Origin of the sequence: Geobacter anodireducens (assembly GCA_001628815.1) — a bacterium.
Lineage (GTDB): Bacteria > Desulfobacterota > Desulfuromonadia > Geobacterales > Geobacteraceae > Geobacter > Geobacter anodireducens.
Map to the genome: position 1 here is coordinate 220,598 of CP014963.1, position 13,035 is coordinate 233,632.

12 protein-coding genes and 1 pseudogene are annotated in these 13,035 nt (G+C 63.7%); 5 read left to right on the forward strand and 8 right to left on the reverse strand.

From position 1 onward, the window contains the following. Nucleotides 1–21 precede the first annotated feature (21 nt). The 6 genes and pseudogenes from A2G06_00990 to A2G06_01015 form a co-directional block, all read right to left on the reverse strand. Nucleotides 22–312, reverse strand: a complete 291-nt coding sequence (locus tag A2G06_00990; GenBank protein ID ANA39197.1) for an antibiotic biosynthesis monooxygenase — start codon at nt 310–312, stop codon at nt 22–24. Nucleotides 313–314: 2 nt separating this feature from the next. After that, entirely contained in the window at nt 315–509 is a 195-nt protein-coding gene (locus A2G06_00995; GenBank protein ANA39198.1) for a hypothetical protein, read from the reverse strand. Further along, nucleotides 506–1,075: a flavoredoxin gene (locus A2G06_01000; GenBank protein ID ANA39199.1), complete on the reverse strand. Its 570-nt coding sequence runs from the start codon at nt 1,073–1,075 to the stop codon at nt 506–508. Before A2G06_01000 ends, A2G06_00995 begins: the two co-directional genes overlap by 4 nt. A gap of 205 nt (nt 1,076–1,280) precedes the next feature. Then, complete coding sequence (locus A2G06_01005) at nt 1,281–1,748, reverse strand: universal stress protein (GenBank protein ANA39200.1); 468 nt, start codon at nt 1,746–1,748, stop codon at nt 1,281–1,283. Nucleotides 1,749–1,809: 61 nt separating this feature from the next. Next, nucleotides 1,810–3,576, reverse strand: a complete 1,767-nt coding sequence (locus A2G06_01010) for a sodium:proton exchanger (GenBank protein ID ANA39201.1) — start codon at nt 3,574–3,576, stop codon at nt 1,810–1,812. Between the two features lie 406 nt (nt 3,577–3,982). Then, nucleotides 3,983–4,379 (reverse strand): annotated as a pseudogene (locus A2G06_01015) (hypothetical protein). A gap of 447 nt (nt 4,380–4,826) precedes the next feature. Here A2G06_01015 and A2G06_01020 point away from each other — a divergent pair. From A2G06_01020 to A2G06_01030, 3 genes are read left to right on the forward strand one after another with little or no spacing between them, the layout of a single operon-like run. Further along, entirely contained in the window at nt 4,827–5,573 is a 747-nt protein-coding gene (locus tag A2G06_01020; protein ID ANA41559.1) for a GntR family transcriptional regulator, read from the forward strand. Beyond that, nucleotides 5,570–6,403, forward strand: a complete 834-nt coding sequence (locus A2G06_01025) for a permease (GenBank protein ID ANA39202.1) — start codon at nt 5,570–5,572, stop codon at nt 6,401–6,403. The genes A2G06_01020 and A2G06_01025 overlap by 4 nt, the downstream gene beginning before the upstream one ends. Beyond that, nucleotides 6,400–6,714 (forward strand): hypothetical protein, encoded by a 315-nt coding sequence (locus tag A2G06_01030; protein ID ANA39203.1) that lies wholly within the window; start codon nt 6,400–6,402, stop codon nt 6,712–6,714. Before A2G06_01025 ends, A2G06_01030 begins: the two co-directional genes overlap by 4 nt. 331 nt (nt 6,715–7,045) lie before the next feature. Here the strand turns inward: A2G06_01030 and A2G06_01035 are convergent, their stop codons facing one another. Together A2G06_01035 and glmU are read right to left on the reverse strand one after the other, a co-directional pair. After that, nucleotides 7,046–8,875, reverse strand: coding sequence for a glutamine--fructose-6-phosphate aminotransferase (locus A2G06_01035; protein ANA39204.1), 1,830 nt, complete (start codon nt 8,873–8,875; stop codon nt 7,046–7,048). 53 nt (nt 8,876–8,928) lie between these two features. Further along, a complete protein-coding gene (gene glmU / locus A2G06_01040; protein ANA39205.1) occupies nt 8,929–10,359 on the reverse strand; it encodes a bifunctional N-acetylglucosamine-1-phosphate uridyltransferase/glucosamine-1-phosphate acetyltransferase in 1,431 nt (476 codons plus the stop codon). 161 nt (nt 10,360–10,520) lie between these two features. On the opposite strand from glmU, the gene A2G06_01045 reads away from it, so the two are divergent. Together A2G06_01045 and A2G06_01050 are read left to right on the forward strand one after the other, a co-directional pair. Continuing rightward, on the forward strand, nt 10,521–11,066 hold the full coding sequence (locus A2G06_01045) for a hypothetical protein (GenBank protein ID ANA39206.1): 546 nt from the start codon (nt 10,521–10,523) through the stop codon (nt 11,064–11,066). A 33-nt stretch (nt 11,067–11,099) separates the two neighbouring features. After that, nucleotides 11,100–12,971, forward strand: a complete 1,872-nt coding sequence (locus A2G06_01050) for a B12-binding domain-containing radical SAM protein (protein ID ANA39207.1) — start codon at nt 11,100–11,102, stop codon at nt 12,969–12,971. Nucleotides 12,972–13,035: the final 64 nt, after the last annotated feature.

Here is a 13,035-nt window from a genome sequence, read left to right on the forward strand (position 1 = left end):
GAGGCGATTGGCTGAGGCCCCTCAGGCGAGTTCCGACAGCCTGCGGACCGTTTTTTCGGCAATCATTCCCTCGACCGCGGCAAGATAAGCCCGGAAGTGGCCGGATCCCAGGTGCCGTTCCAGGCAGGCCGGACTCTGCCAGTTCTCGTAGAAGATGAACAGGGCCGGGTCATCCCCATCCTGATGCAGCCGGTATTCAAGGCAGCCTTCCTCCTGACGGGTTTCCGCCACCAGTTTCAGAAGTTCGACCCTGACCGCGTCGACCGCCTCTTCCGTTGCCCGTACCTCCGCGATCACCGTTACTGCCGGCATGACTATCCCCTCCTCTCGTGGGCTTTTCTTCCGTGAACCCGCTCATAGGCCTTGCAGAAGGGGCAGATGTCCCGCTCCACAGTGCGCACGAAATCGAAGCCGACCCCTTTCTGGTGATAGCGGGCATGGAGGCAGACCGGGCACAATTCGCATACCTTTGCGAGGGCCTTGTCCAGTGCCGAAACCTCAGGCGTCATAGCAGCTTCTTCCCCGCGGAGAATGCCTTGCCAACCAGCTGTCCGACCGCGTGATACCCCTTGTGGGCGGTGTCATAGACCAGCGGGCGGATCTTGAGGATGTCGGGGAGCCCGTCCTCGCCCAGGATGGCCTCGTCCGCCTTCACATCGACGATTTCGCCGATGAACTGGGTGTGTATCCCCAGCTCCAGGGTATGCCGCAGCCGGCACTCCAGCACCAGGGGAAACTCCGCCGCATAGGGCGCGTCAACATGTTCGCCGGCCACGTGGGTCAGGCCGGCCGCGGCAAATTTGTCGACATCACGGCCGGAGGCAATGCCGACATAGTCCGCTTCCACCACTGTGGCCTCGTTGGCGATGCCCACCGTGAATGCCTTGCGCTGAACGATGTTGTCGTAGGTGTGCCGGGACGTGCGCACGGATACCGTGACGCACGGCGGGTCGGAGCAGCAGATGCCGCCCCAGGCCGCATTCATCAGGTTCGGCGTGCCAGTGGGGCCATAGGTTCCAACCATCAGGACGGGGGTCGGGACGAGCAGTGTTCTGGCACCGAGTGATTGTTTCATGGGGTCTCCAGTCAGGGATTTCGGAAACGTTCGATTCGCTCTCCAGCGGGCAACGCCGGGGGACGACTCCCGTTGCGGACAGAATATAACTCGGACCGGCAGCAACAAGGAATACTTTTTATCCGGACCGAAGCCGCTCTGGTTGCTCTGGGAAGCGTCGTTGCTCCGGGAGCGACAAGACCGGTCCCCTCCGGCGCTCGCCCGTTCAGGCCGCTGGGTCCGGCTGATCGGGCGAGCGGCGTATGATCTCCACGGAGCAGGGCGCGTGAAGGGCAACGGCCAGGGATACGGAGCCGAGGAAAAAGCGCTTGAGCGCCCCGGATCCCTGGGAGCCGACAACGATCAGGTCCGCACACCATCGTTCGGCTTCGTCCAGAATGGCATTCTTGGGCCGGCCTTCCAGCAGCACGGGCGTGACGTGCAGGTCGGGTGCCCGTTGCTGCAGGGTTTCGGTCGCGTCCTTCAAGCGTTTGGCCGCATCCCACCCCTGTTGCTCGAAGATCTCGTCGTAGGACAGGGGGATGTGTGAAGAGCTGCGCAAGGGGAGCGATTCCAGCGGGGAAAGCACGGTCACGATGCGGACTTCGCTTGCGGCCGGCCAGGGCCTGCGGCATACCTCTGCAACGGCAGCGTCGCTGCCCGGTGAACCATCTACTGCAAGAAGAATTCTCATTCCGTTCCCTCCAGTCATAGTGCCGGGAAATCCGTGTCATTGTTCGGGGTTGGTCCCGGCGTCAGTGGTCCGTGGCGAGTGGTTTCATGGCCGGCGTCCCGCCGAGGAGCTCCGACCGGACCCGCTCCCGTTCGCGGTCGATCTGCTCGGGCGTGGCGCCGAGTTTGTGGAGCATGTGTTCGGTCATATTGAGCGCTATCTCGCCCTCTCCCGAAAAGACCGCATCGGCCCCGGCGCGGCGCAGGGCCGGGATATCCCTCAGATAGGCCGCACGGGCGATGATGCGTAGGTTGGGGTTGAGCTCCCGCGCCAGGCGGATCGTCTCGTCGCTCCCCTGCATCCCCGCTGAGGTCAGGATGAAGGCGACGGCACTCTCCACCCCGGCTCCCTTGAGTGTCTCCTCGCGCGTGGCATCCCCGTAAATGGCCGACATGCCGTCGGCGTTGAGCTGGCGGACCGTGTGCAGGTTCATCTCGACAATGACCGGGTCGATCCCGTTCTCGTTGAGAAGGCGGGCCAGGGTTCTGCCCGTGGGGCCGTATCCCACCACGATCGCCCTGTCCCGGGACGTGGGCACATGGTTGCCCCCATCGTCGGCACTCCCTGCGGTACGCAGCCTTGCCCGCTCATCGAGCATGCGCCAGAGCCGCCAGTGCCTGGCCCTTTTTTCCAACGGCCCGATGAGCCGGTACAGCAGGGGATTGAGGCTGATGGAGATGATCGCCGCGGCAACGAGCGTGTTGGCTCCCCCTTCACCCAGGACGCCCAGGTCTCTGCCGACGGTGGCCAGGATGAACGAGAATTCCCCGATCTGGGCCAGGGCGATGGCAATGGACAGTGCAACGCGCGGCGCATAGCCGAGGACGAGGACGATCGCCAGCGCGGCCAGCGGTTTGCCCACCAGAATGATCACAAGGGTGGCAAGCACGAGGCCGGGCTCTTCCATCAGATATGCCGGGTTGAAGAGCATCCCCACGGACACGAAAAAGAGGACCGCGAAGGCATCCCGCATCGGCAGCGCTTCCGATGCGGCCCGGAAGCTGAAATCGGACTGCCGCACCACCATGCCGGCCAGAAATGCTCCGAGCGCCATGGACACGCCGAAGAGTTTGGCGGAGCCCACGGCAATCCCCAGGGCGAGCACCAGCACGGTCAGGGTGAACAGCTCCCGCGAGCGGGTTGCCGCCACGTGCCACAGGAGGCGGGGGATGAGGCGGCTGCCGACAAATAAGGTCAGGGCGACGAGGAGGGCTATTTTGACCACGGAGAGCCCGATGGCGAGGGGGAGGCTGTCCGATCCGGCCACGCCGGAGCCGAAGAAGATGGGCAGGATTACCAGCAGGAAGACGGTGAAGATATCCTCCACCACAAGCCACCCCACGGAAATGTGGCCGGTGGGGGTATGCAGCTCATTGTTGTCCACCAGTACGCGGAGCAGTACGACAGTGCTCGCCACCGACACGGCAAAGCCGAAGACGATCCCCGCCGACCAGCTCCAGCCGAGCCACTTGGCCAACAGGCAACTCAGCAGGGTGGCCACGGCACTTTGGCACACCGCGCCGGGAACGGCCACGCGCCGCACGTCGAGCAACTCCTTCACGTGGAACTGGAGCCCCACGCCGAACATCAGAAGGATGACGCCGATCTCGGCGAACTGCTCAGCCATCCCCTGGTTGGCGACGAACCCTGGCGTGTGCGTTCCAACGACAATCCCCGCCAGCAGATACCCGACAATCGACGACATCCCCAGGCGATGGGTCAGATATCCCAGGAGCAGTGCCGCGGTGAAGCTCCCCGTGATGGTTATGATGAGTCCAAGATCGTGCATATGTCCTTAATTCCTCCTCCCGGCTGACCAGCCGTGGGCGGCTCCTTCATCTGGAGCCGGTTGCGCCCGCCTCTTTCGATGCCTCACCTCTGCCGTACCTCATGCCCCCCGCTCGGACACGATCGGAGTCGCCACGAAAGCCGGCGAATCGGTATCAAAGGCACTGTCCGTGACAAGGAGCTCGAATCACGTTTCAGCCGCAGATCAGGGGGGACCGTGCGGCCATCGGCGCGGTGAGCGGCGTGATGGCAGAGCGCGAGGATCTCGACGATGCTCCGGTCGGAGACCTTGGACTCGGGCCCATGATGGCCTTTGCCGGGGGGCCGGATATGGTCGGAAACGACGGCCCCCTCGGTCAGGAAATGGCCGGCACCTCGTCAAGGTGGCAGTTGGCTGCGGCTAAATGCTATGGACGGCTGTAAAGAGCGGGTGGAGCCCGGGTGGAAACGATTGATGCGGCTAGGGATGTCAGGGGGTGCGGGTCCTGATGGCCGCTCAGAAGGAAGGAAGCCGGACTGTGGAACTCGACTGCCCGCTGGCCCAGGACCACGATCTGGGCATACTTGAGGATCTTCGAATGGGATGTGGCGCCCTGCAGTTTGCTGATGGCGCACTTCGGCTGAAGGGAGGCGCCATGCTCCAGAAAGCCCGAGCTGGCGACCCCGTTGAGGGCAAGAATCACGAACATCGTGGTGATCACCGACGTTCGCAGGGTATTTCCTGAGAAACGTTTCAAGCCAGCGTGCATGTGAGAAAACATAGTACAGAGTTGCCGGCTGATACAAGTTAAAGTTACGCGCCAACTCTGCGGGGCGCCCCGCGCAGGCCCCGCCGGTTCACCTGGGTGGCGCCGATCAGGCCGCAGGCGTTGGCCCCGAAGAAGAGGGCGAAGTGCTGGGGAGATATCGCTCTAACGGTAAGGCATGCTGGAGCAAAGCGCGCCAGCTTGGATCGCTGGCATCACGATGCCGCACCGTGCTTGGCAAATCACAGGGCAGGAATATGTCCATGCCGTCCAGGAAGGGCTTGCCTGGGCGAGCATCCCTGTGGCGGCAGCACCAGGCGCGGCGGCATGGCCAAAACCGACAGTGGCCATGCTTGGCGGGGCTCACGGAGGCCGCTCGTGCCTGCTGCCATCCTGTCCGGGACGCCTGCCTCCGGCTGATCTGAGATCAGAGCTTGTCCCTGTGGGGAGAATGATGTTATGTTGTTATGACAACATGATTTTGAAGCCAGGAATGGATATGCCCGTGCTGGATCCGGAAAGTCGCATGCCGTTGTACCATCAGATCGAGAGCCATCTCCGGGAGGTCATCAAGAGCGGCAAGTGGCAGGCCGGCGAAGCGATTCCTCCCGAGAGGCTGCTGATCGAGCAGTACGGGGTCAGCCGGATCACGATTCGCCAGGCCCTGGCAAATCTCGTGGCTGCCGGGCTGCTTTACCGGAAGCATGGGCGGGGGACCTTTGTGGCCGGTGCGCAGGATCGGCCCATAACCGAATCGCTGGCCAATCTGACGGGCCATCTGGAAGAGCTGCAACTGCGGGGGCTCGATCCCCGGGTGAGGGTGCTGGCGCTGGAGACCCGGTCCATGACCGCCGAGGTGGCTGAGGCCCTGCAGCGGAGCCCCGGTGCCGAAGGGTGGTACCTGTACCGGATCGTTACGGTGGAGCAGCAACCGCTCATGCTCTCGACCGTATGGCTCCCCTGCGACCTGGGGATAGAGCTGAACGAGGGAATCCTGAAACAGCACGGCATGGCGCTGCTGCTGACCCACAGCGGCATCCCCCCTCTGCGCGGCAGCCAGCGGATCGGAGCCATGGGCGCCGGACCGGAAGAGGCGCGCCTGCTGGGAGTCCGGACCGGAGAAGCGGTCTTGCGTGTCAGCAGGGTCATTCTCGGTGCCGCGGACCGGCCGCTCGTGTGGTTCAGGACACTCTACCGCGCTGACCGCTACGAATACGAAGTCGAATTGAAGAGAGGCAGGTCCCACGCATGATCATGACCACACTGGAGATATTCCTGATCGCGATAGCGGCCGGTATTGCCGGCTCCATCCTGGGCCTGGGCGGGGGAATCATCATCGTGCCGGCCCTGACCCTGCTGTTCGGCGTGCCGATACGCACAGCCGTGGCGGCCTCGACGGTGTCCATCATTGCCACTTCGACCGGTGCGGCAGTGGCTTACCTGAACGACCGGCTGTCCAATGTGAGGGTCGCCATGTGGCTGGAGATGGGGACCGCCACTGGCGCGCTGACCGGGGCGCTGGTGGCCGGCTACCTCAACCAGCGCGTGCTGTTCCTGATGTTTGGCGTGCTGCTGGCCTATTCCGGCTATAACATGTTCAAGGCCCGCAAGGCCGAATTACCGGGCGAGGTGCTGCCCGACAAGGTATCGCAGCGGCTGGGCCTTGCCGGCTCCTACCACGACCATGTCCTCAATGCCCGCGTTGACTACCAGGTGACCAGGAGCATTCCCGGCCTGATCATCATGTATTTTTCGGGTGCCGCGGCCGGCCTTATGGGAATTGGCGCCGGCATCTTCAAGGTGCCGGCAATGGACCAGGTGATGCGCATGCCGTTCAAGGCCTCGACCGCCACCTCCAACTTCATGATCGGGGTAACGGCGGCCTCCGGCGCGGTGGTCTACTTTGTCCGGGGCGACGTGAATCCGTTGATTGCGGGGCCGGTGGTGCTGGGGGTCCTGCTGGGAGCGCTGGTGGGGGCCCGGCTGATGGTCAGGATGAAGACGACCACCATCCGCAAGCTCTTCATCCCGCTGATCATCTACACGGCCGTCATGATGATGTACAAGGGGGTCAGTCCGTGACAAGTCCGAACCAGCCGGAAAACGAGGGCGTTGTGCCGATAGAACTGATCCTGGCCCGTCTGCTGCGCATCGGTTCGATCATCGCCGCCATCCTGCTGACAATCGGTATTGCGGCCATGCTGCTGACAGGGGCCGCCTATGCGCCACGGTTCATCACGGCCGGCTTGGTCGTGCTCCTGGCAACGCCGATCATGCGGGTGCTGGTGGCCGGACTGGTCTTTTTCCGCGAGCGGGATTGGCTTTTTACCCTGTTCTGCCTGGTCGTGCTCTGCTCGCTCGCTGCGGGCGTCCTGCTCGGACAGGTCGAATAGGGCACCGGTTCTCAACTCCATCGACACCAGCACGACTCCTGACCCATGACCGGACGCACCCTCTCCATCCTCCATACGCATTCACGACCGATCCGGCTTTCGGCCCACGTAGACTCCGATCGGTAGGGTGCAGCCCGCCGTACCGTCCAGCCGGAGGGCTTTGGTGTCGCCCCGGCGATATGGGAGGGAAGCGCGACATGATGGGTGTGGGCCGGACCGGACAGCCCGGTAGTACTCTGGCCACGTTGCTGAAAAAGGGGCCGAAAGGCCCCTTTTGGGTTACTGCTACTCGTGCCGCTTGGCAGCAAACGACATCACAGCCGTCGCTCGCCTATTCCACCGTGACCGATTTAGCCAGGTTCCGCGGCTGGTCCACGTCGGTCCCCTTGAGGACCGCCACGTGGTAGGCCAGGAGCTGAAGCGGCACCGAGAGGATGATCGGGGCCAGTTCCTCGCCGTCGGTGGGCACCTCCAGGGTTACCTCGGCCTTTTTCGCGATCTCCTCGTCGCCGGCGGAGCAGATGGCGATGACCCGGCCGCCCCGGGCGATGACCTCTTCCATGTTGGAGAGGACCTTCTCGTAGGTGCTGTTTTTCGGCACGAGGACCACCACCGGCATGTCCTCGTCGATGAGGGCGATGGGGCCGTGCTTCATCTCGCCGGCCGGGTAGCCTTCGGCGTGAATGTAGGAAATCTCCTTGAGCTTCAATGCGCCTTCCAGGGCGATGGGATAGTTCATGCCCCGCCCCAGGTAGAGGAAATCGCGGGCGTTCATGTAGCGCCGGGCGATCCGCTCCACCTGCTCGTTGGTCTCCAGGGCCTGCTCCAGGAGCGCCGGCACCTTGAGCAGGCCGGCGATCATGGTGCGCCCCTGCTCGCAGTCGATGGTGCCGACGGCTCGGCCAAGGCGTATGGTGAAGAGGTAGAGGGCCACCAGTTGGGTGACGAAGGCCTTGGTGGAAGCCACCCCGATCTCGGGTCCGGCATGGGTGTAGAGCACGCCGTGGGCTTCCCGGGCGATGGAGGAATCCACCACGTTGCAGATGGCGGCGGTCACGGCGCCCCGGGCCTTGGCCTCCCGGAGGGCGGCCAGGGTGTCGGCGGTCTCGCCGGATTGGGAGATGACCAGCAGCAGCGTCTTCGAGTCGATGACCGGGTTGCGGTAGCGGAACTCGGAGGCGATGTCCACTTCCACCGGGATGCGGCAGTGCTCCTCCATGAGGAATTTGCCCACGAGAGCCGAATGCCAGGAGGTGCCGCAGGCAACGATGCAGATCCGTCCGATTCCCCGCAACTGTTCGTCGGAGAGCTTCATCTCCTCGAGCCGCACGTCCCCCTGCTCCTCCAGCAACCGGCCGGCGATGGTGTCCTGGACCGCCCGGGGCTGCTCGAAGATCTCCTTGAGCATGAAGTGCTTGTACCCACCCTTTTCAGCCATGAGGGGGGACCAGTCGATGTGGCGCGATTTTTTGTCAAGGGGCGCGCCGGCCACGGTGGAAAAGGTGGGGTGGCCATCCCGGAAGACAACCATCTCGCCGTCCTCCATGAAGACCATCTCCCGGGTGTGGGAGAGGATGGCGGGAATGTCCGAGGCGACGAAAAATTCCCCCTCGCCCAGGCCGACCACCATGGGGGAACCCTGCTTGGCGGCGATGAGCACGCCGGGCTCCCGCTCGCAGAGGATGCAGAGGGCATAGGCCCCGCGAACCTCGGCCAGGGCCTCCCGGACCGCCCGCTCGAAGTCGCCCGTACCCGCGAACTTGTCGTCGATCAGATGGGCGATGACTTCAGTGTCCGTGTCGCTGTTGAAAACCCGGCCGCTTGTCACGAGCCGTTGCTTCAGCTCCAGGTAGTTTTCGATGATGCCGTTGTGCACCACGATGATGGAGCCGGCCTGGTGGGGGTGGGCGTTGCGCTCCGAAGGGGGGCCGTGGGTCGCCCACCGGGTGTGGCCGATGCCGATGCGGCCCGCCAGGGGAGTGCCCTGGATGAGACGCTCAAGGTTGATGAGTTTTCCTTCGCTGCGGCGCGTGTCCGCCTTCCCCTCCTGGAGGGTGCAGATTCCCGCCGAGTCGTAGCCCCGGTATTCGAGCCGCTTGAGCCCGTCGAGGATGATGGGGGTCGCTTCCTGAGCGCCGATATAGCCGACTATTCCGCACATAGATCAGGTCTCCGTTTGTATGGGGGTGCATGTCAGCGATCCCCGCGTCATGATCACTGGTCCCGCTGTTTGAGCTTCCAGCCTTCCTTGTTCACCTGGGGCGTCCGGGCGATGGCCAGCGAATCCGGCGGGACGTCCCGGGTCACCGTGGTGCCGGCCGCAATGAGGGTGTTGCTGCCGATGGTGACCGGCGCCACGAACTGTACGTCGCTCCCCACGAAGACGTCGTCGCCGATGACGGTCCGGTGCTTGTTCACGCCGTCGTAGTTGCAGGTAATGGTGCCGCAGCCCACGTTCACGTTCCGGCCGATGGTGGCGTCCCCCAGGTAGGTCAGGTGGGATGCCTTGGACCCCTCTCCCATGACGATCTTCTTGGTTTCCACGAAGTTGCCGATCTTCACGTGGGCCATGAGCTCGCTGCCGGGGCGCAGATGGGCCATGGGGCCGATGGCGGCGTGGTCCATGACCGTGGAATCCTCCATAACGGTGCCTGCCTTGATGACCACGTCGCTGCCGAGCCGGCAGCCCCGGATCACCGCCCGCGATTCCACCACGCAGCGATCGCCCAGTTCGCTCCCCTTGATGATCGCGCCGGCCTCGATGGTGCACCCTTCGCCGACCCGGCAGCCGTTGGCGATCTGGACTCCCGGCTGAATCGTGGTGTCGGCGCCGATGACGACCCCCTGGTCGATGTAGGTGGCTGCCGGGTCAACCAGGGTGACGCCGTTCAGCATGTGTTCCTCGGCGATTCGCCGGCGGGCGTGCCGTGCTGCCTCGGCCAGTTGGATCCGGTCGTTGATCCCCATGACCTCCACCGGGTCGGCCACCGGGTGGGCGGTGCAGCGCAGGCCCCGGTCATTGGCCATGGTAATGATATCGGTAAGGTAATATTCCCCCTGGGCGTTGTCGTTGCCGATCCGCTTCACCGCATCGAAGAGAAAGGACGCCTCGGCGCAGTAGATGCCGGCGTTGACCTCGGTGCGGCTCCGTTCGTCGGGGGTCGCATCCTTTTCCTCCACGATCCGGATGACCCTGCCGTCGAAGCCGCGGATGATGCGCCCGTAGCCGTAGGGATTCTCCTGGCGGGCCGTGAGCACGGTCAGGACCGCCCCGGTCGCCTCGTGGGCCGCCGCCATGGCCCGCAGGGTCTCGGTGCGGATGAGGGGGACGTCGCCGCAGAGAATGAGAACTTTTCCGCTGAAGCCGGACAGCTCCCCGGCGGCGCAGGCAACGGCGTGCCCGGTGCCGAGCTGCTCCTCCTGCACGGCCAGGGTGATGTCGGCATCGTTGGCGAAATGCTCGCGGAGCCGCTCGGCCTGGTGGCCGACCACGGCAACGATGCGTCCCGCGCCGGCCTGCCGGGCCACCGCCACCGGCCACGCCACCATCGGCGCACCGGCCAGGGGGTGCATGACTTTCACGAGCCCCGATTTCATCCTCGTCCCCTTGCCGGCGGCAAGGATGATCGCCGCAAGATTCTTCATGGATTCCTCCCGGACTGAATGCGTCCGTAATTAACTCGTATCAGAAAACAAGTAACGTTAAACGATGCCGTGGTTTCCCGTCAAGTGATTAACGTGGCGAAACCGCGAGCTTTCGCCTTTACACGGGATGGGTTCTGGAGTAGTCTTCTGCCGGAGGGTCTATGGGGATACCTGAAGACATACACCAGTTCGAGCAGGGCCTCAATGAACTGATCATCAAGTATGAGCAGTACTTCCTCGGCATCGAGAAACGGGAACCCCTGCGCCTGCGGGAGACGGTCGACCGGCTGGCGCGCAAGCACTCAGCCGTGAAGATAGTCAATACCATGCTCAACTTCAAGTATACCTCCCTTGTTTCCCGCTACGCCAGCTACCGTCAGTACTGGGACCGGATTCTCCGGCTCATGGAGGAAGGAAGGTATTCCCGTGACCGGTTCCGGATGGCGATCCACGAACGCTCGGCCCCGAAGGCACGGCAGCACGAACCCCCGCCTCCCGGAAATGAGGCGGAGGATCTCTACCACCAGTTCGTGGAGGCGCGCCGTTCCTGCAACCTTCCTGCGGAAACGATTTCCCGCGATCAGGTTGCCGCGGCCATCGAACGCCAGAAACCGGTCATCAAGGCCAAATATGGCACCGATCAGGTGGAGTTCCGCGTGGTAGTGGAAAACGGCGTGCCCAAGATCAAGGCCCGTCCCCGCCGCTGATGCGTCTTCCCTTCCTGGTTTTCGGAGTCTGACGTGAAGGTTGTCCTTGTTGCCATTCATCCCTATCCCTCGCCCCAGGCCGTTCCCCTCGCCAATGCCTGTCTCGCGGCATATCTCGCCACCGACGAGGAACTGTTGGCCCGGGTCCAGGTCGCACTGTGCGATTTTTTTGTTGGCGGTGATGTTGCCGCCTGGGTGGACGACATCCTTGCCCGCGATCCTCATGCCGTCGGGGTTTCCCTCTACCTCTGGAACCGGGACGACGCCCGGGCCATGGCGGATGAGCTGCGTCGCCGCGCGCCGGGCCTGAATATCTTTGCCGGTGGCCCCGAGGCAACGGCCGACCCGGCAGGGCTGCTCGCCGGCTCTTCCTTTGACTTCCTCATCCAGGGTGAGGGGGAAATTCCCTTTCTCGATGTGGTGGGGCGCCTTGATGCCGGTGAACCGGGCCGGGGCGCCGTGGGAACGGCCTGGCTTGACAGCGGCATGCTCCGGCATGTCCCGGCCCGTCCGATCCGCCTCCTGGATACCGCCCCTTCGCCCCTGCTGACGGGGGTTATCGATCCGTCCGGCTATCCCGGCATCCTCTGGCAGCTCGCCCGAGGCTGTGATTTTTCCTGCGAATACTGCTTTGACGACAAGGGAGAGCGCGGGGTGCGGCGCTATTCCCTGAAACGGATCGACGCGGAGCTTGACGTGATCGTCCGCAGCGGCGTTTCCCAGGTGTTCGTCCTGGATTCCACCTTCAATCAGGACCGGGAACGGGCAAAAAAAATCCTGAAGATGATCCGGGCCCGGGCCCCCCATATCCATTTTCATTTCGAGGTCAGGAGCGAGTTCATCGACCGGGAGATGGCCCGGCTCTTCGCGCGGGTAACCTGTTCCCTCCAGATCGGCCTCCAGAGCGCCGACCCGAAAATCCTGCGCAGAATCAGGCGCCACCTGGATCTCGACGACTTTCGCGAGCGGATCGGCCTGCTCAACGAAAGCGGGGCGATTTTCGGTTTCGACCTGATCTACGGGCTCCCCGGCGACTCCCTGGCCGCGTTCCGCCGCAGCCTCGACTTTGCCCTGGAACTCTACCCGAATCACCTGGACATCTTCCCCCTGGCGATCCTTCCCGGCACCATCCTCGCCAGCCGGGCGCCTTTGGAAGGGCTGGAGCATCGCGCCACGCCTCCCTATACCCTGACGTCATCCCCCACCTTTTCCTCCTCGGACCTTGAGCGGGCTGCCCGCCTGGCCGAAGCCTGCGACATCTTCTATACCCGCGGAAGGGCCGTTGCCTGGTTCAACAGCGTGGCGTCGGCCCTGCGCCTTTCTCCCTCCGCCCTGCTCGACGAGTGTGCCGCCTGGCTCGATGATGCCCGGCAGAAGGGAGGGGGCGGCCCCGACCTCACCGATCAGGATATCTGGCTCATGCAGCGGGAGTTTCTCGACCGGATCTTCCGGCGCCGCAAGCGGACTGCGCTTCTTTCCCTGGCACTCGACCTGGTGGACTACCATTACTACTTTGCGGCAGCACTGCTCGCACCGCCGCCACCTCTTCCAACCGACCGGGAACTGGCGGGGCGAGACCTGCTCGGAACGGCCTTTTTCCTCGCTCCGACGGCCCGGCTCGCCCATTTCTCCTATGAAATCGTCGATATCCTCGAAGCGGGAGAGGTGGATCTGGCGTCCTTCCGCGACTGTTTTACCCCTTCCGGCTCATGGGCGGTCATTTACCCCCGGGCAGGGGATGTCTATACTGAACCCCTTCTTGAGTCATATGCGAAGTTCCTGCAGGGTCTCGACGGTGCTGACCGGGCCGGCGCTGCGGCATCCCGTGCCGGACTGGGCCGGGATGAAGCGAGGGAATTTCTCGATTTTGCCGCGGCAGAAGGAATCGTTGTCGTGGTGACATAGGCCTGGCACTCACGGACGGGCGTTTACCGCTTTTCCTGTTACGGCCTGTATAAAAAAATCATAC

Coding starts and splice junctions, on each gene's coding strand:
- A2G06_01035 (ANA39204.1), bottom strand. CDS start 8,875: ATGTGCGGAATAGTCGGCTATATCGGCGCTCAGGAAGCGACCCCCATC.
- A2G06_01045 (ANA39206.1), top strand. CDS start 10,521: ATGGGGATACCTGAAGACATACACCAGTTCGAGCAGGGCCTCAATGAA.
- A2G06_01000 (ANA39199.1), bottom strand. CDS start 1,075: ATGAAACAATCACTCGGTGCCAGAACACTGCTCGTCCCGACCCCCGTC.
- A2G06_01010 (ANA39201.1), bottom strand. CDS start 3,576: ATGCACGATCTTGGACTCATCATAACCATCACGGGGAGCTTCACCGCG.
- A2G06_01025 (ANA39202.1), top strand. CDS start 5,570: ATGATCATGACCACACTGGAGATATTCCTGATCGCGATAGCGGCCGGT.
- A2G06_00990 (ANA39197.1), bottom strand. CDS start 312: ATGCCGGCAGTAACGGTGATCGCGGAGGTACGGGCAACGGAAGAGGCG.
- A2G06_00995 (ANA39198.1), bottom strand. CDS start 509: ATGACGCCTGAGGTTTCGGCACTGGACAAGGCCCTCGCAAAGGTATGC.
- A2G06_01005 (ANA39200.1), bottom strand. CDS start 1,748: ATGAGAATTCTTCTTGCAGTAGATGGTTCACCGGGCAGCGACGCTGCC.
- glmU (ANA39205.1), bottom strand. CDS start 10,359: ATGAAGAATCTTGCGGCGATCATCCTTGCCGCCGGCAAGGGGACGAGG.